Annotated in this window: 23 protein-coding genes; 18 read left to right on the top strand and 5 right to left on the bottom strand. The window is 48.1% G+C overall.

Annotation, left to right across the window (positions count from 1 at the left end):
- Positions 1-17 precede the first annotated feature (17 nt).
- The gene (locus ACDJ58_RS19065; RefSeq protein WP_413372395.1) at positions 18-611 is read right to left on the bottom strand and encodes a thymidine kinase; all 594 of its coding nucleotides are present in this window, start codon (positions 609-611) and stop codon (positions 18-20) included.
- Positions 612-795: 184 nt separating this feature from the next.
- Between ACDJ58_RS19065 and ACDJ58_RS19060 the strand changes: the two genes are divergently transcribed.
- Positions 796-1,008 (top strand): hypothetical protein, encoded by a 213-nt coding sequence (locus ACDJ58_RS19060; RefSeq protein WP_064636776.1) that lies wholly within the window; start codon positions 796-798, stop codon positions 1,006-1,008.
- An 8-nt stretch (positions 1,009-1,016) separates the two neighbouring features.
- On the opposite strand, the gene ACDJ58_RS19055 is transcribed toward ACDJ58_RS19060, so the two are convergent.
- Together ACDJ58_RS19055 and ACDJ58_RS19050 are read right to left on the bottom strand one after the other, a co-directional pair.
- Positions 1,017-1,364, bottom strand: a complete 348-nt coding sequence (locus tag ACDJ58_RS19055) for a potassium channel family protein (protein WP_024630972.1) — start codon at positions 1,362-1,364, stop codon at positions 1,017-1,019.
- Between the two features lie 185 nt (positions 1,365-1,549).
- The gene (locus ACDJ58_RS19050; RefSeq protein WP_064636780.1) at positions 1,550-1,873 is read right to left on the bottom strand and encodes a DUF2627 domain-containing protein; all 324 of its coding nucleotides are present in this window, start codon (positions 1,871-1,873) and stop codon (positions 1,550-1,552) included.
- Between the two features lie 244 nt (positions 1,874-2,117).
- On the opposite strand from ACDJ58_RS19050, the gene lpdA reads away from it, so the two are divergent.
- From lpdA to lipB, 5 genes are all read left to right on the top strand, one after another.
- The gene (gene lpdA / locus ACDJ58_RS19045) at positions 2,118-3,542 is read left to right on the top strand and encodes a dihydrolipoyl dehydrogenase (RefSeq protein WP_413372394.1); all 1,425 of its coding nucleotides are present in this window, start codon (positions 2,118-2,120) and stop codon (positions 3,540-3,542) included.
- Positions 3,543-3,682: 140 nt separating this feature from the next.
- On the top strand, positions 3,683-4,711 hold the full coding sequence (locus tag ACDJ58_RS19040) for a thiamine pyrophosphate-dependent dehydrogenase E1 component subunit alpha (RefSeq protein WP_413372393.1): 1,029 nt from the start codon (positions 3,683-3,685) through the stop codon (positions 4,709-4,711).
- A 2-nt stretch (positions 4,712-4,713) separates the two neighbouring features.
- Positions 4,714-5,700, top strand: coding sequence for an alpha-ketoacid dehydrogenase subunit beta (locus ACDJ58_RS19035; protein WP_024630968.1), 987 nt, complete (start codon positions 4,714-4,716; stop codon positions 5,698-5,700).
- A 316-nt stretch (positions 5,701-6,016) separates the two neighbouring features.
- Positions 6,017-7,471 (top strand): dihydrolipoamide acetyltransferase family protein, encoded by a 1,455-nt coding sequence (locus ACDJ58_RS19030; protein ID WP_413372392.1) that lies wholly within the window; start codon positions 6,017-6,019, stop codon positions 7,469-7,471.
- Between the two features lie 160 nt (positions 7,472-7,631).
- Positions 7,632-8,339 (top strand): lipoyl(octanoyl) transferase LipB, encoded by a 708-nt coding sequence (gene lipB, locus ACDJ58_RS19025; protein WP_413372391.1) that lies wholly within the window; start codon positions 7,632-7,634, stop codon positions 8,337-8,339.
- 27 nt (positions 8,340-8,366) lie between these two features.
- Here the strand turns inward: lipB and prli42 are convergent, their stop codons facing one another.
- Positions 8,367-8,468: a stressosome-associated protein Prli42 gene (gene prli42 / locus ACDJ58_RS19020; RefSeq protein ID WP_090810668.1), complete on the bottom strand. Its 102-nt coding sequence runs from the start codon at positions 8,466-8,468 to the stop codon at positions 8,367-8,369.
- Positions 8,469-8,551: 83 nt separating this feature from the next.
- Here prli42 and ACDJ58_RS19015 point away from each other — a divergent pair, with 83 nt between their 5' ends.
- Complete coding sequence (locus ACDJ58_RS19015) at positions 8,552-9,685, top strand: M20/M25/M40 family metallo-hydrolase (RefSeq protein WP_413372390.1); 1,134 nt, start codon at positions 8,552-8,554, stop codon at positions 9,683-9,685.
- A gap of 127 nt (positions 9,686-9,812) precedes the next feature.
- On the opposite strand, the gene ACDJ58_RS19010 is transcribed toward ACDJ58_RS19015, so the two are convergent.
- A complete protein-coding gene (locus ACDJ58_RS19010; RefSeq protein WP_090810664.1) occupies positions 9,813-9,947 on the bottom strand; it encodes a Z-ring formation inhibitor MciZ in 135 nt (44 codons plus the stop codon).
- 121 nt (positions 9,948-10,068) lie between these two features.
- On the opposite strand from ACDJ58_RS19010, the gene ACDJ58_RS19005 reads away from it, so the two are divergent.
- The 11 genes from ACDJ58_RS19005 (at position 10,069) to sigF (ending at position 18,771) form a co-directional block, all read left to right on the top strand.
- Positions 10,069-10,644, top strand: coding sequence for an NUDIX domain-containing protein (locus ACDJ58_RS19005; protein WP_413372389.1), 576 nt, complete (start codon positions 10,069-10,071; stop codon positions 10,642-10,644).
- Positions 10,644-11,864, top strand: coding sequence for an endonuclease Q family protein (locus ACDJ58_RS19000; protein WP_413372388.1), 1,221 nt, complete (start codon positions 10,644-10,646; stop codon positions 11,862-11,864). The genes ACDJ58_RS19005 and ACDJ58_RS19000 overlap by 1 nt, the downstream gene beginning before the upstream one ends.
- A gap of 187 nt (positions 11,865-12,051) precedes the next feature.
- A complete protein-coding gene (gene spoIIM / locus ACDJ58_RS18995; protein ID WP_076291903.1) occupies positions 12,052-12,681 on the top strand; it encodes a stage II sporulation protein M in 630 nt (209 codons plus the stop codon).
- Between the two features lie 108 nt (positions 12,682-12,789).
- Entirely contained in the window at positions 12,790-13,257 is a 468-nt protein-coding gene (locus ACDJ58_RS18990) for a Fur family transcriptional regulator (RefSeq protein WP_063565729.1), read from the top strand.
- 157 nt (positions 13,258-13,414) lie between these two features.
- Complete coding sequence (locus tag ACDJ58_RS18985) at positions 13,415-13,657, top strand: DUF4227 family protein (protein WP_024630960.1); 243 nt, start codon at positions 13,415-13,417, stop codon at positions 13,655-13,657.
- Positions 13,658-13,731: 74 nt separating this feature from the next.
- Entirely contained in the window at positions 13,732-14,622 is an 891-nt protein-coding gene (locus ACDJ58_RS18980) for a tyrosine recombinase (protein ID WP_413372387.1), read from the top strand.
- Between the two features lie 179 nt (positions 14,623-14,801).
- Positions 14,802-15,626, top strand: a complete 825-nt coding sequence (locus tag ACDJ58_RS18975; protein WP_090900713.1) for a purine-nucleoside phosphorylase — start codon at positions 14,802-14,804, stop codon at positions 15,624-15,626.
- A 304-nt stretch (positions 15,627-15,930) separates the two neighbouring features.
- On the top strand, positions 15,931-17,052 hold the full coding sequence (locus tag ACDJ58_RS18970; protein WP_413379741.1) for a D-alanyl-D-alanine carboxypeptidase family protein: 1,122 nt from the start codon (positions 15,931-15,933) through the stop codon (positions 17,050-17,052).
- A gap of 143 nt (positions 17,053-17,195) precedes the next feature.
- The gene (gene spoIIAA, locus ACDJ58_RS18965) at positions 17,196-17,549 is read left to right on the top strand and encodes an anti-sigma F factor antagonist (protein ID WP_036663380.1); all 354 of its coding nucleotides are present in this window, start codon (positions 17,196-17,198) and stop codon (positions 17,547-17,549) included.
- Positions 17,546-18,001: an anti-sigma F factor gene (gene spoIIAB / locus ACDJ58_RS18960; RefSeq protein ID WP_053784445.1), complete on the top strand. Its 456-nt coding sequence runs from the start codon at positions 17,546-17,548 to the stop codon at positions 17,999-18,001. Before spoIIAA ends, spoIIAB begins: the two co-directional genes overlap by 4 nt.
- A gap of 14 nt (positions 18,002-18,015) precedes the next feature.
- Positions 18,016-18,771 (top strand): RNA polymerase sporulation sigma factor SigF, encoded by a 756-nt coding sequence (gene sigF, locus ACDJ58_RS18955; RefSeq protein ID WP_024630954.1) that lies wholly within the window; start codon positions 18,016-18,018, stop codon positions 18,769-18,771.
- Positions 18,772-18,782: the final 11 nt, after the last annotated feature.

The following is an 18,782-nucleotide window of genomic DNA, read 5'->3' as shown; positions in this document are numbered from 1 at the left end:
TGAAAAGCTGAGTCAGCTCAGCATTCAACTTTGTGAGGAGGAATGAAGCAGCAGCGACAGCGCGGCTCATAAGCTTCTGAATCGCCAATCATGACGACAGGTCCAAGCGTCACAGGCTCTCCATTAACGATACGCTGGGTGAAAGCCGCATCCGGGCTTCCGCATACGGCACAGAATGCTGACAGTTTCTCAATGTCATCCGCCATAGCGAGCAAACCGCCTACATATCCAAATTCCTTGCCACGGTAATCCATATTTAGTCCATCCACAATGACATGTTTGCCACAGTAGGCAAGCTCGGAGACCAGTTCCATGATGGCACTGCTGAAAAATTGTACTTCATCAAATGCAACAATATCAGCATCTTTAGTCTGAGTCAGGATCATCTCTACGGATTCCGGGGTCAATTGCCGGGGAATGGAATGGGCAGGCAGACGATAGCCGATACGGCTAACAATCTCGTCTTGGGCAAACCGATCATCTTCAGCAGGTTTGTAGGCAACGACCTTTTTACGGCCAAATTGAATTAATTTCTGACAACGGCGAATGAGTTCACCGGATTTTTCACTAAACATAGGTCCTGTAATTACGGTAATTCGTCCTGTTTGCACAGTTCTGCTACTCCTCTCACATACGGGATTCAACAAAAAAAAGCGACCATTACAGAGTACCACAAAATCTTTAGTAAGAGCCAGAACTAATCTGAGCAGCTTTGTGTTACTATATGGATTGTTAAGCTGTTGGTTACGGCAGTGTAGTGCATAAGCCAGGAGCGATTGAAAAGAGGTGTTAACGATGAGTGAAGCATTATCCGAATTACAAGAGCGATATGAACGTTTGAAAGGACAGTCAGTCCTTGACGAAGCTGCGCAGGCGTTGTTTGCAGACTTGTTCGCTGAAGCGGAGCGGCTGCAAGCCAGTAATCTGACGTTGCGCAGAACGATTCTGAAGTCCTCTTCCAAAGAGTCACGCATGTCTACCAAGCTGCGGGATGCATTATACGAATAACCCGGAGACTACTCCGGGTTCTCTTCTGTCTGCAATTTGCGGGGAAATAGAATACCTGCTGTAATTCTGGCAATCATGGCGAAGGTGAGGCCGATACCTGCAAACATATAGATGACCGTAAATGCCTTGCCGAATCCGGTCGATGGTACAAAATCCGGATGCCCCACCGTGGTTAGAGTTACTGCGCAGAAGTAGAGGGCATCAATCCAGTGCAGACCTTCAACGCGAGTATAGAATAACGTGCCCGAGAGAAGTGTCGCCGCAGTTAATACAAACAGAGCCAGGAACTTCTGGTCCTTGAAGGCATGGAAAATGCCTTTAAGCAATCTTTTTAACGTAATGATAAACGAGACCATGTTGAACCATCCTGTCTATGGAAGAGTGGGCATTGTGCATATTCAAGATGCTAACTCTGAATTTATGCAAAATACGTGTTTGAATAAATAAGCATTATACCTGATCGAGTACTGTATATATAGGCAGATGTAAGGTTCGGATGTTGAAATTATGCGGAGACAGAAAAATGACAAAAAGCCCGGACTCAGGAAGTCGTACCGGGCGTCTCTGCTTTGTCGGCTGAGGGTGCGCTTTTTGAACGAAAACGGGGTCCTACATAATTACGCTTGCGGTCACGGAACAGAATCCAGCCTCCCAGAAAACTCATGCCTGCGGCGAACAGGACAAGTCCTCCACCAAAGGAGAGCCATTGAAAACCTGGTGAGATCTGCTCGTTCCCATGCTCGGCATAATACAGGAAAAGGGCGTCCTTCATCATTAGAAAACCCTTCATTGCCATTAACCCGGGAATGACCAGAACAATAATCGCCACAAATCGTGCAAAGATCAGTCTAGTATTCATCACCATTAAACTCCTTCTGCCTGAGGTTGACGTAAAATAAAGGTTGCGCTTACAGGTCATACCTGATTCCATCATAGCTTGGTTTTCAGAAGCTGTCCATGCGTTTCAGGGTCAAATTTTGAGTTGACTGCTCAAGGGGAGTACAATGGAATATAGATAACGTCTATGAAAAAGAGAATCATTCGAATCATCATCTTACAAATATATTGAAATTGTATTGAAATTATATGGATAGAGGAGAACATTAAAGATGCCAATTACATGTGATGTTGCCATTCTTGGAGGAGGAACAGGAGGGTACGTTGCTGCCATCCGTGCCGCACAGTTAGGAAAACAGGTTGTTATTATCGAGAAGGATAAGCTGGGAGGCACCTGTTTGCATCGTGGCTGTATTCCGAGTAAGGCATTGCTGCGAAGTGCGGAAGTATACGCAGAGATACAAGAGAGCGAAATGTATGGGATTGAAACAGCTGGAGCAACACTTGTATTTCCGAAGGTTCAGGCGCGCAAGGATGCAATTGTGGAGCAGCTTCATCAAGGTGTGCAGTATTTAATGAAAAAAAATAAAATTCAGGTCGTACACGCCAAAGGGCGAGTGATCGGACCTTCTATTTTCTCTCCACAGAGCGGGGCAGTGGCTGTCGAATTTGAAGATGGCGAGATGGATACGGTTGTGCCAACCAACCTTATTATTGCTACCGGATCTCGCCCACGGGTGCTGCCAGGTCTTGAGCCAGACGGCCGGTACATCATGAGCAGTGATGAGGCTTTGCGAATGGACGAATTACCGGCATCCCTGATCATTGTTGGTGGTGGCGTGATTGGCCTCGAATGGGCCTCCATGCTGAATGATTTTGGCGTCGAAATTACAGTTGTTGAAGCCGCTGCTCATGTATTGCCAGCAGAGGATGAAGATGTAGCGAAAGAAATGCAGAGATTGCTTGGGAAACGCGGTGTTCGCTTCCTGACAAGCGCCAGCGTTCTGACAGAGACATATAGCAAACAGAAAGACGGTATTCAGATTGATGTCAAGCTGGGGGACGAGAAGCAAGAGACCCTGAAAGCGGACAAGATGCTGGTGTCAGTTGGTCGTCAGGCCAATGTGGAAAATATCGGACTTGAAAATACAGATATCAAACTTGAACGCAGATTTATCGCCGTGAATCAACATTTGCAAACCGGTGAGGGACATATCTATGCAATCGGCGATGTCATCGGCGGATTACAGCTGGCGCATGCAGCGAGTCATGAAGGCATTTTGGCAGTAAATCATCTGGCGGGTGAAACGGTACATGCCGTCGAATCACATCGAATCCCACGCTGTGTCTATACTCGTCCGGAAGCAGCGAGTATCGGATTTACGGAGCGCGAGGCCAAAGAGCGTGGTTATGAAGTGAAGACAGGTAAGTTCCCGTTTCAGGCCATTGGAAAATCTTTGGTTCATGGAAGTCGGGATGGATTCGTGAAGGTAATCGCGGATGCCAAGACGAATGATATATTGGGAGTACATATGATCGGTACCCATGTGACGGAACTGATCGCTGAGGCCTCCTTGGCTCAGATGCTGGATGCCACACCTTGGGAAGTGGGACAGACGATCCATCCTCACCCTTCTTTATCAGAAATCATGGGTGAAGCCATGTTGGCAGTAGACGGAAAATCGATTGGAATGTAAGCCGGACAGGCTTATGAGAAAGGTCCTTTCCTTTTTTGGGCAAATGGGATTATAATAAGGTTAAGCCAAGTCTTAGTACCAGGTTATAAGATCGGGTAGTAAGACAGGCACAAGGCTCTGATTAAAAGGAGGTACCTCATATGAGTTCAAAAGGTACTGCAGACGCGGTCCATCGGCATGAACAGCTGGGACTTAGCGATGGTGAAGTATTGGATATGTACAAATACATGCTGCTCGCACGCAAGTTTGACGAGCGTTGCTTGCTCTTACAGCGGGCCGGCAAAATTAACTTTCACGTATCTGGTGTAGGACAGGAAGCTGCGCAAGTAGGCGCTGCATTTGGTCTGGACCGGGATCACGATTATTATTTACCGTATTATCGCGATTATGGCTTTGTACTGGCGGTCGGCATGACTCCACGTGAGCTGATGCTGTCTGCTTTTGCGAAGGCGGAAGATCCGAATAGTGGCGGCCGGCAAATGCCGGGTCACTTCGGTCACAAAAAGCTGCGGATTGTAACGGGCTCCAGCCCGGTTACCACACAGGTTCCGCACGCTGTAGGATTTGCACTGGCTGCCAAAATGAAGAAGAAAGAATTCGTTTCTTTTGTAACTTTTGGCGAAGGGTCAAGCAATCAGGGCGATTTCCACGAAGGTGCCAATTTCGCAGGTGTTCATAAACTTCCTGTGATCATTATGTGTGAGAACAATCAGTATGCGATTTCTGTACCAATTCACAAACAGTTGAGCGGCAAAATATCCGATCGTGCACAGGGATACGGGTTCCCCGGACTGCGTGTAGATGGTAACGATGCATTAGAAGTATACGCTGCGGTGAAGGAAGCGCGTCGCCGCGCCATAGCCGGGGAAGGCCCGACACTTATTGAAGCGATGATGTATCGGTTGTCACCTCATTCCACTTCCGACAATGATCTGGCTTACCGGACCAAAGAAGAAGTTGAGGAGAACTGGAAGAAAGATGGCGTCCCTCGCATGAAAAACTATTTGATCGATTGTGGCATCTGGGACGAAGCCCGGGATGCGGATTTGGCTTCCCAGCTTGCGCTGGAAATGAAAGAAGCAACTGAATATGCAGACAACGCGCCATATCCGAAACCTGAGGACACTCTGACGCACGTTTATGCGGACAGCGAAGAAGGGGGACGGTAAACATGGCGGTTATGGAATATATTGATGCAATCCGTCTCGCGATGAAAGAAGAGATGGAGCGGGATGAAAATGTTTTTATCCTTGGTGAAGATGTTGGAGTCAAAGGCGGCGTGTTCACTACAACCAAAGGGTTGCAGGATCAGTTCGGCGAAATGCGTGTCATGGACACACCTTTGTCCGAATCAGCCATTGCAGGTGTAGCCATTGGCGCTGCGATGTATGGCATGAAACCTATTGCCGAGATGCAATATTCGGATTTCATGCTGCCTGCAACGAATCAGATTATTAGTGAAGCGGCCAAAATTCGCTATCGCTCAAACAATGACTGGAGTTGCCCGATTGTTATTCGTGCGCCGATTGGCGGCGGTATTTTTGGTGGGCTGTATCACTCCCAATGTCCAGAATCGATCTTTTTTGGCACACCAGGTCTGAAAATTATAGCTCCATACTCAGCATACGATGCGAAGGGACTGCTCAAAGCAGCCATTCGCGACCCGGACCCGGTTCTCTTTTTTGAAAATAAAAAATGTTACAAGCTGATCAAAGAAGATGTGCCAGAGGATGATTACATCGTTCCAATCGGTAAAGCTAACGTGCTTCGCGAAGGAGCAGATATTACGGTTATCGGTTATAGCCAGCCACTTCATTTTGTCATGCAGGCTGCTGAGGAGCTGGAGCGTGAAGAAGGCATTACTGCCCACGTTCTGGATCTGCGCACATTGCAGCCACTTGATCGCGAAGCCATCATTGCATCCGCTCGTCTGACAGGCAAAGTGCTGATCGTGCATGAAGACAATAAAACTGGTGGTGTAGGAGCGGAAGTTGCGGCTATCATCAGTGAAGAATGTCTGTTCGAACTGGATGCGCCGATTCAGCGTCTCTGCGGACCGGATGTACCAGCAATGCCGATTAGCCCAACATTGGAGAAATTCTATATGCTGAGCAAGGATAAAGCCAAGGAAGCGATGCGTACACTCGCCGAGTATTAATTTATTAAAATAGTATAAGTATCTTTTGTGGAATTGATTTTTTATAAAAAATCTAGAATTACACGATAACGGAGAGTGCAGGACCAATCTGAAGAAGCGAAGTTAAAAGCTTTCTGGAAGAAAGCTGCTTCGTAAGCAAATGCTTCGCCTTTATCACCGGATTTTACCTTTAATTAAAGGGGATTGAAAAAATCTGGGGATAACAGCGATCGGAAGATGGTGCTGCAATCGTAGTTGTAGAGTGTTATTTCGTTAGTTGTTTTTATAAGTAAATCCCCATAAAAGGTTAAAAGCAAAGTTTGGAGTGATATAACCAATGAGTATGAAATGGATCGAGGTCATTATGCCGCAGCTGGCGGAATCGCTGGTCTCGGCTACCATTGCCAAATGGTTGAAAAAACCGGGTGACCGGGTTGAACAATACGAACCGATCTGTGAAGTAATTACGGATAAAGTCAACGCAGAGATTCCATCAACCGTTGATGGAATTATGGGTGACCTGTTGGTCGAAGAAGGTACGACCATTGCGGTTGGCGAAGCCATCTGTCGCATGCAGGTTGCTGCTTCTGATGAGGAAGCAGCAGAGCAAGTAACACAAGCTTCGCAGCAACAGAATGGTGATCATGTGCATGTGCAACAAAGTGCGAATTACGCATCTGCTGCTGGTGCAGCGAGTACAACAGGCCATGATCCCAATCAGCCGATGCGTAACCGCTATTCTCCTGCGGTTCAATCCCTTGCAGCCGAACATGGTCTGAACTTGCAGAGCATTCAGGGCACTGGAGCAGGGGGACGGATTACACGTAAGGATGTACTGGCAGTGATTGCACAGGGTGGAAACGCGGGCGCAGCGTCTGCACAGTCTTCTACTGTAGCAGGACAGCATGCCTCTTCGGGAGTACCTTCAGGTTCTCCTTTCAGCGGATTGAATCGGGGGAATGCAGACTTGGGCGCATCTGCGGGAGAAACAGTTCCAGCAGCCGACGCAGGCGTTCCTGTGAGACATTCAGGCATACATCTGACCGAAAGTCCGAAAATCCCGCAAATCGAAGTAGAGGGCGGCGGACAGGGAAGATCCGAATACTTCATCGACGTTACTCCTGTTCGCAATGCCATTGCTCGTAATATGCGTCAAAGCGTATCGGAAATCCCTCACGCGTGGACGATGATTGAAGTGGACGTGACAAATCTGGTGATGCTGCGCAACAAACTCAAGGATGAGTTCAAGCGCAAAGAAGGCATCAACCTGACGTACCTGTCCTTCATGATGAAGGGTGTCGTCAATGCCATTAAAGACTATCCAATCATGAACTCCGTCTGGGCTGTCGATAAAATTATTGTCAAACGGGATATCAACCTGTCCATGGCAGTGGGTACAGAAGACTCTGTACTGACACCGGTGATCAAACATGCCGATCAGCGAAATATTGCAGGTCTGGCCCGGGAAGTGGATGAACTGGCACGTAAAACACGTGAAGGTACTCTGAAGCTGGACCATATGCAGGGCGGAACGTTCACGGTCAACAATACGGGGTCATTTGGTTCGATTCTGTCGCAACCTATTATTAACTACCCGCAGGCGGCGATTCTTACATTTGAGTCGATCGTTAAGAAACCCGTGGTCATCAATGACATGATTGCTGTCCGTTCCATGGCGAATCTCTGTCTTTCCCTGGATCATCGTATTCTGGATGGGGTCATCAGCGGACGTTTCCTGCAACGTGTAAAAGAGAATCTTGAAGGATACACGATGGAATCGAAAGTGTATTAAGAGAGCAAGTGCATCATTTCAATGAGGTACTAATGATGCCAAGCGCTGAATAGATGGATAATGGGAAAGTGTATGTGCCAATGGCCGTGCACTTTTCCCGTTTTCTTCAATGAATGCTCATCATACAATGAACATTGAAACAGAAAGGTGTGGGGGAATCATGAGCAAGCCGCTGGATGTTATGTACATACCGATGCTTGATTATGAAGAGGCTTGGAACCGCCAGAAAGCGATTGTGCAGCAACTGGATGAGGGAGAAGGAGCGGAGCAGATGCTGTTGCTCCAGCATCCGCCGACGTATACGATCGGTTCACAGAATCACCCGGAGCACCTGCTTCTCAGTGAAGACGAACTGCGGGAGCAAGGCATCTCCTTGTTTCAAATTGACCGCGGCGGTGATATTACTTATCATGGCCCTGGCCAGTTGGTAGGGTACCCGTTACTTGTGCTTGGACGAGATGAAGCCTTGGATTTACATGGCTATTTACGTTGTCTGGAGCAGATGATTATTGATTATTTGGCTGATCAGGGTATTGAAGCGGGACGCAAAGAGGCTTACACGGGTGTATGGATCGGAGATCTGAAAATTGCTGCCATAGGCGTAAAGTTCAATCGGTGTAAACACCGGCGCGGCTTCGTGACGAGTCACGGATTTGCTTTTAATATCACCTCCGGCATTCAGCACGCGGGTTTTCAGGGGATTATTCCTTGCGGAATTGAACAGTATGGTGTGACCTCGCTGGAGGATATTACAGGCAAGACCTACACTGTGGAACAGGTTGCGCAGGAGATCATTCCATACTTTAACCGGATTTTCCCGTATGAGATTACCTGGATTACAGAAAAAGAAGCCCTTCCCCGTCTGTGAATCAGACAGTCAAAAGGCTTCAGGTTTCTATCCGAACAATAAAGGTTCGAGCGCAATGAAAAGGGTGGACCCAATCATGGCGAGCAGCATGAGATAGATAATGATGCGGAACCATTTCTTTTTTTGCATGATGAGAGAACTCCTTTCAACAAATGAATAAACAGACCATAGTAATTGTATTGTACCGTATCGATGAAAGGTAGGAAAGTCCTATGATAAAACAGCAGCGTGTTATTGATCAATTTATGGAACTAGTGCAGATTGATAGTGAAACAACCCATGAACAGAATATATCAAAAGTGTTAAAAGAACAGTTTACTCAGCTGGGCCTCAGCGTATATGAGGACGACACGATGGAAAAAACCGGACATGGCGCTGGTAATCTCGTGATTACCTGGGAAGCCGAGGGTGCGGAAGAAGCGGCGCCAATCTTTTTCACATGTCATATGGATACCGTAACGCCTGGACAGGGGATTAAGCCTGAGCTGGGTGAAGACGGCTGGATCCGCAGTGATGGCACGACGATTCTGGGTGCAGATGACAAGGCGGGGATTGCCGCTTTGTTTGAAGCGATTCGAGCTATTCAAGAAAACAACATACCTCATGGGAAAATTCAATTTGTGATTACCGTAGGTGAAGAGTCGGGTCTGGTTGGTGCACGTGCAATGAATCCGAACGATATTGAAGCCGAGTTCGGTTATGCCCTGGATTCCAACGGGGCTGTGGGTACAATCTGTGTAGCAGCACCGGCGAGAGCAGAAATTCAAATGAACATCTATGGGAAATCCGCACATGCGGGCGTGAATCCGGAAGACGGCATCAGTGCCATTCAAGTGGCGGCCAAAGCAATTGCGGCGATGAAGCTGGGACGAATTGACGATGAGACTACGGCGAACATCGGCAAATTCCAGGGCGGATCAGCACTGAACGTCGTCTGCGATTTTGTGCAGATTGAGGCTGAGGCCCGCAGTATTGTGCAGGAGAAGGTAGAGCTTCAAGTGGCCCAGATGCGTGAAGCACTGGAAACGACATGCCGCAAATATGGTGCAACCGCTGAATTCCGCAGTGAGATTCTATATCCTGCATTTGGCTTCCATGATGAACACGAGGTTGTTCAGCTTGCACAGCGTGCCATTCGGAGCCTGGGGCTGGAGACTAGCACGTTTGCCTCTGGTGGTGGCAGTGATGCCAACATCTTCAATGGGTTTAACATTCCTACGGTCAACTTGGCTGTAGGCTATGAGGACATCCATACGACGAAAGAACGCATCCGCGCCGAAGATATTGTGAAACTATCTGAAGTGGTTGTGGCTATTATTCAGGAAACGGCTGCAAGTAAAAAGTAATCCAAAGAGACTGAGGGTGAAACTTCCCCATGCTTCAACTGAAAAGTCCGAATCCGGTACAAACCGAGTTCGGACTTTTTGGCAAAACCATGTTATATTTCATGGGTATTGCAGACCAAGAACAGAATCATTTACGTCCAGCGAGCATATCGATTAATTTGGCATCTGGACCCCACTCACGTACCCATTGTTTGAGTATGAGCTGGACTTGTCTGGCTTGTCCGACCACGTGTACGGATTGCGGTGTTAAATAACTGTTCATTGGTTGTCCCCCTGATTCGCTATATTTATTTGAAATCGCTATAAGCTCACCATATGCCAAAAAACAGAGGTTTATACGTATAGAGAGAACCAAAATTCGAAGAAGTGGAGTTGAAGAACAGATGAACCCAACCAATCATAAGCATCCTGCCAATCCAAAACTTGACGAAGAGACGATATCTACAAATCCCATCTTCGAGGGCAAAGTCATTTCTCTTCAGGTGGACACGGTCAAGCTGCCTAACGGTCAGACCGCTACCCGTGAGATCATCCGTCACCCTGGAGCGGTAGCTGTCCTCGCGCTGAATGGCGATCGTATGCTGGTCGTTGATCAGTATCGTCAGGCCATGGGACGAACAGAAGTCGAGATTCCGGCAGGCAAACTGGACCCGGGAGAAGAGCCTGAATTGGCAGCAGCGCGTGAATTGCGCGAAGAGACCGGTTATGTAGCTAAATCACTGCGGCATCTGCGTTCGTTTTACACTTCGCCAGGATTTGCGGATGAGATCATCCATTTATATATCGCCGAGGAGCTCCAAGCAGGGGACATGTCTTTGGACGAAGATGAATTTCTTGAAGTGTCTGAGATTACAATTGAAGAGGCTTATCAGTTAATGGATCAGAATCGGATCAGTGATGCCAAAACGATGATGGCAGTGTATGCATGGGATCTTTACAGAACGACAGGACGGTTTTAATGATGAATGAGCAACAGGCAGCGTCTGCAGGGTGTGAGCCTTGTTATGCAGACCTTCATATTCACATTGGACGAACTTCGCGCGGTGAAGCTGTTAAAATCAGTGGCAGCCGTGATCTGACATTCGAGAACATTGCTAGAGAAGCTTCGGATCGCAAAGGAATTCATCTACTCGGCGTCATTGATTGCCACTCTCCGGCTGTGCAGATGGATATTGAACAGCTGCTCGAGAACGGCACGATGTCCGAGCTTGATGGAGGGGGCATTGCGTATCAGGACACAACCATCGTGCTGGGTACGGAATTGGAGCTGCGCGAGCCAGGGATGCGGGAGTTCCATATGCTGGCCTACTTCCGTGATCTGAAAACCATGAAGTCCTTCACGGACTGGATGAAACGTTATATGAAAAATGTGAACCTGAGCTCACAGCGGGTGTATGTACCCGCGCTTGAGATGCAGGCCGAGATAAAGGCGCGTGGCGGGCTTATTGTGCCAGCGCATGCGTTTACCCCGCATAAAGGCATATATGGCAGCACGGCCCCTCGTATGGCTGATGTGCTGGATACTAGCCTGATCGATGCCGTTGAGCTTGGGCTAAGCTCCGATTCATCCATGGCCAGTTATATTCGGGAACTGGATCAAGTTCCTTTTCTGACCAACTCGGATGCTCATTCTCTGGGCAAGATTGGACGAGAGTACAACGAGTTGCACCTCGCGAAGCCTTCCTTTGATGAATTCAACATGGCACTTAAAGGACAGGCAGGCAGAAGCATTTCGGCTAATTACGGTTTGAATCCAAGACTTGGCAAATACCACCGTACCTATTGTGCATCCTGTGGAAGCATTATGGACGAATATGCGATGTCGGCAGAACGTTGTCCATACTGTGGCAGTGTGAAGCTTGTGCAGGGTGTACTCGATCGCATACTGGCAATCGCGGATCGGGAGAGTCCGCATGTTCCAGCAAACCGACCTGCTTATCACTATCAGGTACCGTTGGAATTCATCCCGGGTTTGGGAAAAGCCAAACTGCGCCAGTTGCTGGACCGCTTTGGTACGGAAATGAACGTGTTACATCGTACTAGCGAGGAGGAACTTGCAGGGGTCGTTGGACCGGTTCTCGCAGGCCTTATCGTTGCGGCGCGGAATGGTCAACTGGAATTGTCATCTGGTGGTGGTGGCACTTACGGAAAGGTGTCCAGCAAGGAAAGATCAGAGTAGAGAAGTTTGCGGTATGCGAATAAAGTGAGTTAGCATCATTTGGTGCGGGAATGGCTACTTGTCATGGTGAAGGAATTGGAATCTGGACAAGAAGTCATACGTATGCATTCCGGTTCATAAGAATGACTATAAGGATTTCACTCGATATCCTTGCAGCATGATAACCGGAAAGGGGACCCGTACCTGTATGCGTTCTGCCTACTTCACATTCAAAGGCCAAACCTCTTTATATGTATTCGTGGCTGTCTTGTTTCTAGTGGGTGTCATTTTTGGCGCCCTGATGGTTAATGCCCTATCCCTTGAACAGCGCCAGGATCTGGAGGGATACCTCGGTAACTTTTTCATGACGGTACAGCACAGCGGACAAGTGATTGAGACCGGAACCTATTGGGACATTGCCATGCTTCATCTAAAGTGGGTTGGCCTGATCTTCATTCTGGGCTTATCGGTCATCGGCCTGCCGGGCATATTGGTTCTGGATTTTCTGAAAGGTGTGCTCATTGGTTTTACAGTGGGTTACCTTGTGGGACAATATTCATGGAAAGGGCTGTTGTTTGCCCTGGTTTCCGTTGCGCCTCATAATTTATTCGTGATTCCGGTACTGCTCATTTGCAGTGTGTCGGCCATGACCTTTTCCTTATACATTATTCGGAACCGTGTTCTGATGCAGCGGACGCCAGGCCGTCAGAAGCCTTTTGCTTCATATATGGTGTTAACTCTCGTTATGGCAGCGCTGCTGTTAGGTGTTGCGTCATTTGAAACATGGGTTACACCTGCGATGATGCGCTGGGTCACACCGATGCTACTACCCGCTTAGCTTTGCGCGTGATAGTGTAAAATGTTGACTTTAATTATGTACTCCCCCTATAATGAAAGAAGTGGGTTAAGTTGCAGTGTGCAGTGATTTCCTAGGGGGAGGGAGAAAATGGAAGCACGGATCGATAAAATTAAGCAGCAACTACAGTCCCAAGGATATAAATTAACGCCCCAGCGGGAAGCAACCTTAAGAGTACTTCTTGAGAATGAAGAAGATCATCTGAGCGCAGAAGACGTATTCATGCTCGTGAAAGAAAAGGCTCCCGAAATCGGTCTCGCAACCGTGTACCGTACCCTCGAACTGCTGAGTGAGCTGCATGTTGTAGAGAAAATCAACTTCGGCGACGGTGTAGCGCGTTATGATCTACGCGGAGATACATCCAAGCATCACCATCATCACTTAATCTGTGTTCAATGCGGAAGTATGGATGAAATACGTGAAGACTGGCTTGGACCGCTTGAAGAGCGACTGGAGCGGGAATTTAACTTTTCGGTAGTAGATCACCGACTGGATTTCCATGGGATTTGTTACCGTTGCAAAGCTAAAAATGACCAGAAGCCCAAAGATGAAGAATAACATAGCATATCTTCAAGCTCTCACCGGCGGTTTTGACGGGAGAGCTTTTTTGGTCCAGCGTGTGATGTGAGGTTTACCCTGAATGTCATATTCCTGCGTTCGTTAACATACCCTGATTCTAGACGAGTCGGATTCGAACCAGAAAGGGGTACAACCCATGATTATATCGCTGCGGAGAGGACTCCGTTTTATTCGATTTATCGTATTTTTTGCTGCATTAGTTTATCTGTTCTATCATGTCCTGGATTTGTTCAACGGATGGATCTCACCTGTGGACCAATATCAGATGCCAACAGGAAATGCGGTTAAAGTATTTCAGGAAACGGTTTGGCCAAGTAACGGGGAAGGACGTCCTACAATGGCAGAGCGTCTCCGTTTATTCTATTGGTACGGAGAGTAGCTGGACTAGCCAGGGATGCAAATACGGAAGCAGGTTGCCCATGTGGCAATTCTGTCAGATGAGGAGCGTTGTGCATGAAGCAGACGATACACGCCTATGCCTTATACTTGGAAGAGGACAAAGGGATGTCGAGCAGCACGCTGGAATCGTATCTTCGGGACGTGGACAAGTTCATCGAATTTGCGGATAAAGAATACGGTATCCGGGAAGCGGAGCAGGTGCGCCGGACGCATGTTATCCTGTTTGTAGGTCAGCAGAAACAGGCAGGACGTGCGAATGCAACCATCGCCCGCAGCGTCGTATCCCTGCGCTCCTATTTTCATTTTTTGATGCGGCGTGGTGAGATATTACAGGACCCCACATTTGACGTGGAGGCTCCAAAAGCAGACAAGACACCACCGCAGGTGTTAACCATTCAAGAGATTGAATTGCTGCTCGCGTCCCCTGATACCCGTTCACCGCAAGGGGTGCGTGACCGGGCCATGCTGGAACTATTGTATGCGACAGGCATTCGTGTATCCGAACTGATTGCGCTGGATGTTCGTGATGTACAGCCAGGCATGCGCTTTATCCGCTGTGGAGGTGCCGGTAAAGAACGGATTTTGCCAATAGGTGCGCCTGCAGCAGAGTGGGCAAGTGTTTATGTGAACGAGTATCGCAACCTGCTAATTAAAAATGACATGGACGAGCAGGCTCTCTTTGTCAACGTATCAGGCAGACGATTAACCCGGCAGGGCTTCTGGAAGCTGCTCAAAAAAGCAGCGATGGATGCGGGAATTTCGGGCGAAATCACACCACATACGCTGCGTCATTCCTTTGCCGCTCACCTGATTGCCAGTGGGGCAGATACGCGCGCGGTGCAGGACATGCTTGGTCATGTGGAGCAGCCTGGGCAACAGTATGGACATCATGGTCGCAAAACGATGAAAGAGATTTATGAATCTCATCATCCGCGGGCTAAATAGTTTGTATATGCGTAAAATCTGCAAAAAAAAGCGGAACAATAGTCCGATTTAGGATAAAATAAATTGAACACATTTAAACGCCGTTATACATAAGCAAATGAATTATTTCAGCGTGTAGTTTTGATTGATTCCATTTGCGGATACAGACGGATCGTTTCAACTCAAGGGGGAACATCTTAATGACAGCATTAAACCAACAGATGATTTTGGAAGCGGCATCTTACATCCAAAGCAAAAGTACCATTAAACCGGAAGTCGGTTTGATTTTAGGTTCAGGACTTGGCATTTTGGCAGAATTGATTGAAGATGGCGTGAGCATCGCCTATCAGGATATTCCGCATTTTCCGGTGTCCACAGTAGAGGGACATGAGGGCGAATTGCTGGTGGGAACCATCAAAGGCCGTCCGGTCGTTATGATGAAAGGTCGTTTCCACATGTACGAAGGATATGGTCCGGAACTGACTGCCTTCCCGGTACGTGTTATGAAAGAGCTGGGCGTAACTTCCCTGCTCGTAACGAACGCAGCAGGTGGCGTGAATACCTCTTATGAGGCAGGTGACCTGATGCTGATCTCGGATCATCTGAATCTCACGGGCAAGAATCCTTTAATCGGACCGAATGACTCCGCGCTTGGTGTGCGCTTCCCGGATCTCTCCGAAGCGTATAGCCGCCGTCTGCGTGCGCTGGCGAAGGATACGGCCGCTTCACAAGGTTTTGATGTACGTGAAGGTGTTTACGCAGGTATGCTTGGTCCAAACTATGAGACACCGGCTGAGATCGTGATGCTGCGTACGTTGGGTGCGGATGCTGTCGGCATGTCTACCGTTTCTGAAGTAATCGTGGCACGCCACGCTGGCCTGGAAGTACTTGGTATCTCCTGTATCAGCAACATGGCTGCCGGCATTCTGGACCAGCCGTTGTCGCATGATGAGGTTATGGAGACGACAGAGCGTGTTCGTGAATCATTCCTGGCCCTTGTGCTGGCTGTTATTCCACAAATGTAACTGATCAATAAGAAGAGGCGATCTACCCTAATGTGATTCATTGGGGCAGGTTGTCTTTTTTTTATTTTCCTTAACGGGCCGCTCACTCATCCAGTAGTTCAGGCTCGTTTTTTGGTGTTTCACACGGATTACATAAAAAGTTCGGGAAATCATTCTTTACATGGAATAATTTACTTCAATCGGGCCGACAATGATTAGCAGTACATGCATGGAACATGCAGTAAGCAAGTCATTTGAGGAGGTAACCCTAGTGAAGAAACGAATAATGGCATCGTTCATGACCCTTTGTATCCTGCTGCCCCTGATGGCATCAACCGCGCTGGCTGAAGAAACTCCCAAAGCAGCGGGAGGAACAGATTTGGCCCCGTCGGCACGCTCCGCTATTTTGATGGATGCTGATACGGGCACCGTCATTTTTGAGAAAAACAGTCATGATCAGCTGCCTCCGGCGAGCATTACGAAGATTATGACCATGCTGCTCACCATTGAAGCGGTCGACTCTGGCAAGTTGAAGCTAACGGATAAAGTGAGAACGAGTGAATATGCCGCATCCATGGGTGGATCACAGATTTTTCTGGAACCTGGGGAAGAGATGACGGTCGACGATATGTTAAAAGGGATTGCTATGGCTTCCGGTAATGATGCTTCTGTAGCAATGGCTGAGAAAATTGCCGGTTCGGAGGAAGCCTTTGTGCAACTGATGAATGAGCGGGCGAAGGAGCTTGGCATGAAGGATACTCATTTTGCCAACTGTAACGGCCTTCCGGTAGATAACCATTATTCTTCCGCCTATGACATTGCAGTCATGAGCCGTGAACTGCTAAAGCATCCCGGGATTACGAAATATACCGGTGCATACCAGGACTACCTTCGTAAAGATAGCGAGAAGCCATTCTGGCTGGTGAATACGAACAAATTAGTTCGTTTCTACTCCGGTGCGGATGGGTTGAAAACAGGATATACTTCCGAAGCCAAGTTTTGTCTCTCGGCTACAGCGATGAAGGATGGTCTGCGTACGGTCGCGGTAGTACTCGGAGAACCAAATACCAAAACACGGAACAGCGAAGTGTCCTCGATGTTTGACTATGCTTTTGGACAATACACGATGAAAGCTCTGTACAAGTCAGGAGACCTGCTGGGCAGTCTGAAAATTGAAAAAGGTGAAGTTGCTGAATTGCCGCTGAATGCAACACAAAATTATAGTGTGTTGATGCGCAAAGGTGCGAAATCGGATGAGATCCGTCATGAATTACTGATGGCAAAAGAAGTGAAAGCTCCGGTTAAAGCAGGTCAAAGTGTAGGTAAGCTAGTCGTCTACCAAGGCAATGAAGTCATCAAGGAATTCGACATTCAGGCTCCGCAGGATGTGGACAAGGCTGGCTGGTGGAAGCTGTTCAAACGCACAACCTCCAAACTGTTCGATTAAACGGCGATTTATGCAGGTTGCGTACATTCTTTGAACGTATTTTGTAGTTAAATAGGGGTTTTCTTCTAGTTTTGTCGGGGGGCAGGAAAAGCCTTCGGGAACGTAGAAATCCTTGTTCAAGACAGGGAGGAGAGTGAGCAAACGTGAACTTGCATGTGGAAATGGAACATCACCGCGGGATTCTGATTGTGCGATTATCCGGGGAGCTGGATCACCATACAGCTGACATGGTACGGATGCAGATGGATGAAGCTATCCAGCGCAGACAATGCGAGCACCTGGTACTTAGCCTGAAAGATCTGCAATTCATGGATAGTTCGGGTCTGGGTGTCATTTTGGGAAGATACAAGCTCATTAAGAATAAAGGCGGCAAGATGGTTGTCTGTGATGTCAATCCGCCAGTGTATCGTTTGCTGGAAATGTCAGGTTTGTTCAAGATTATGCCGATTTACGAAAATGAGGGAACTGCTCTCTCGGGTCTGGAGGTCGTCTCATGAATGAAGGAACGGGGACAAATTTCATGAATCTGCAATTCGCGGCCAAGTCGGAGAACGAATCGTTCGCACGGGTGACGGTTGCTGCCTTCATCTCCCAGCTTGATCCTACGATGGACGAGCTTAGCGATCTGAAGACGGTCATCTCGGAAGCCGTAACGAACAGCATCATCCACGGTTACAACAACAATGCGGAAGGTGTCGTGTCCATTCAAGCCGAGATTCGGGATGACATGATTACTATCATTGTGGAAGACCGTGGTGAAGGCATCGAAGATCTTGAACTTGCCAAACAGCCGCTGTATACGTCCAAACCCGAACTTGAGCGCTCGGGCATGGGCTTCACCATTATGGAAAACTTCATGGATGAATTCGAAGTCAGCAGTGAGCCCGGCAGAGGCACCTCCATCAAGATGAAGAAAAGGATTGAATCCAAGAAAGCATTGTATAATTAGGGGTTGGTGGTCTTATGGATGCTGAAGTGAAACAGTCTTCACAGACCTATTTGGACGATGCCGAGGTCAAACGGCTGATTGCGCTCAGTCAGTCGGGTGACCATGTCGCACGGGATACGCTGGTGAACTGCAACATCAGACTCGTCTGGTCCGTCGTACAACGTTTTATGAACAGGGGATATGAGCCGGAAGATCTGTTCCAGATTGGTTGTATCGGGCTGCTCAAATCGGTGGATAAATTCGATCTCAGTTATGATGTGAAATTCTCCACCTATGCTGTCCCAATGATTATCGGAGAAATTCAGCGCTTCCTGCGGGATGACGGCACGCTTAAGGTCAGTCGTTCACTCAAGGAAATGGCGAATAAAGTCCGCAAAAAAAGGGATGAACTCTCCAAACACCTCGATCGTCTTCCAACGATTAAGGAAGTAGCCGCGGAGTTGGGGGTAACCCCGGAGGAAGTTGTATTTGCTCAGGAAGCCAACAAACCGCCGACCTCCATACATGAGACGGTGTTTGAGAATGACGGCGATCCGATTACACTTATGGACCAGATTGCCGACGAGTCTCAGGAACGGTGGTTCGACAAACTGGCGCTAAACGAAGCGATTGGCGGTCTCAGTGAACGGGAACGGCTGATTGTGTACCTCCGGTATTATCGGGATCAGACCCAGTCCGAGGTCGCCAGCAGGCTGGGCATATCCCAGGTGCAGGTGTCACGGCTGGAGAAAAAAATACTTCAATCCATTCGTGACCAGATCGCACAGTGATTTTGGATTGC

The sequence above is a fragment of the Paenibacillus taichungensis genome (assembly GCF_047302525.1).
GTDB lineage: Bacteria > Bacillota > Bacilli > Paenibacillales > Paenibacillaceae > Paenibacillus > Paenibacillus taichungensis_B.
The sequence above is the reverse complement of the archived record's forward strand: the minus strand, read 5'-3'. Positions and strand labels throughout refer to the sequence as shown.

What these genes read in the sequence shown, in the direction of transcription:
- ACDJ58_RS19005 (WP_413372389.1), top strand. Translation starts at nt 10,069, where the DNA reads ATGAACCCAACCAATCATAAGCATCCTGCCAATCCAAAACTTGACGAA.
- prli42 (WP_090810668.1), bottom strand. Translation starts at nt 8,468, where the DNA reads ATGCAAAAAAAGAAATGGTTCCGCATCATTATCTATCTCATGCTGCTC.
- spoIIM (WP_076291903.1), top strand. Translation starts at nt 12,052, where the DNA reads ATGCGTTCTGCCTACTTCACATTCAAAGGCCAAACCTCTTTATATGTA.
- ACDJ58_RS19060 (WP_064636776.1), top strand. Translation starts at nt 796, where the DNA reads ATGAGTGAAGCATTATCCGAATTACAAGAGCGATATGAACGTTTGAAA.
- spoIIAB (WP_053784445.1), top strand. Translation starts at nt 17,546, where the DNA reads ATGAATGAAGGAACGGGGACAAATTTCATGAATCTGCAATTCGCGGCC.
- ACDJ58_RS19035 (WP_024630968.1), top strand. Translation starts at nt 4,714, where the DNA reads ATGGCGGTTATGGAATATATTGATGCAATCCGTCTCGCGATGAAAGAA.
- ACDJ58_RS19030 (WP_413372392.1), top strand. Translation starts at nt 6,017, where the DNA reads ATGAGTATGAAATGGATCGAGGTCATTATGCCGCAGCTGGCGGAATCG.
- ACDJ58_RS19010 (WP_090810664.1), bottom strand. Translation starts at nt 9,947, where the DNA reads ATGAACAGTTATTTAACACCGCAATCCGTACACGTGGTCGGACAAGCC.
- ACDJ58_RS19040 (WP_413372393.1), top strand. Translation starts at nt 3,683, where the DNA reads ATGAGTTCAAAAGGTACTGCAGACGCGGTCCATCGGCATGAACAGCTG.
- ACDJ58_RS18970 (WP_413379741.1), top strand. Translation starts at nt 15,931, where the DNA reads ATGGCATCAACCGCGCTGGCTGAAGAAACTCCCAAAGCAGCGGGAGGA.
- ACDJ58_RS19050 (WP_064636780.1), bottom strand. Translation starts at nt 1,873, where the DNA reads ATGGTGATGAATACTAGACTGATCTTTGCACGATTTGTGGCGATTATT.
- ACDJ58_RS18980 (WP_413372387.1), top strand. Translation starts at nt 13,732, where the DNA reads ATGAAGCAGACGATACACGCCTATGCCTTATACTTGGAAGAGGACAAA.
- sigF (WP_024630954.1), top strand. Translation starts at nt 18,016, where the DNA reads ATGGATGCTGAAGTGAAACAGTCTTCACAGACCTATTTGGACGATGCC.
- ACDJ58_RS18990 (WP_063565729.1), top strand. Translation starts at nt 12,790, where the DNA reads ATGGAAGCACGGATCGATAAAATTAAGCAGCAACTACAGTCCCAAGGA.
- lipB (WP_413372391.1), top strand. Translation starts at nt 7,632, where the DNA reads ATGAGCAAGCCGCTGGATGTTATGTACATACCGATGCTTGATTATGAA.
- ACDJ58_RS18975 (WP_090900713.1), top strand. Translation starts at nt 14,802, where the DNA reads ATGACAGCATTAAACCAACAGATGATTTTGGAAGCGGCATCTTACATC.
- ACDJ58_RS18985 (WP_024630960.1), top strand. Translation starts at nt 13,415, where the DNA reads ATGATTATATCGCTGCGGAGAGGACTCCGTTTTATTCGATTTATCGTA.
- ACDJ58_RS19055 (WP_024630972.1), bottom strand. Translation starts at nt 1,364, where the DNA reads ATGGTCTCGTTTATCATTACGTTAAAAAGATTGCTTAAAGGCATTTTC.
- ACDJ58_RS19000 (WP_413372388.1), top strand. Translation starts at nt 10,644, where the DNA reads ATGATGAATGAGCAACAGGCAGCGTCTGCAGGGTGTGAGCCTTGTTAT.
- ACDJ58_RS19015 (WP_413372390.1), top strand. Translation starts at nt 8,552, where the DNA reads ATGATAAAACAGCAGCGTGTTATTGATCAATTTATGGAACTAGTGCAG.
- lpdA (WP_413372394.1), top strand. Translation starts at nt 2,118, where the DNA reads ATGCCAATTACATGTGATGTTGCCATTCTTGGAGGAGGAACAGGAGGG.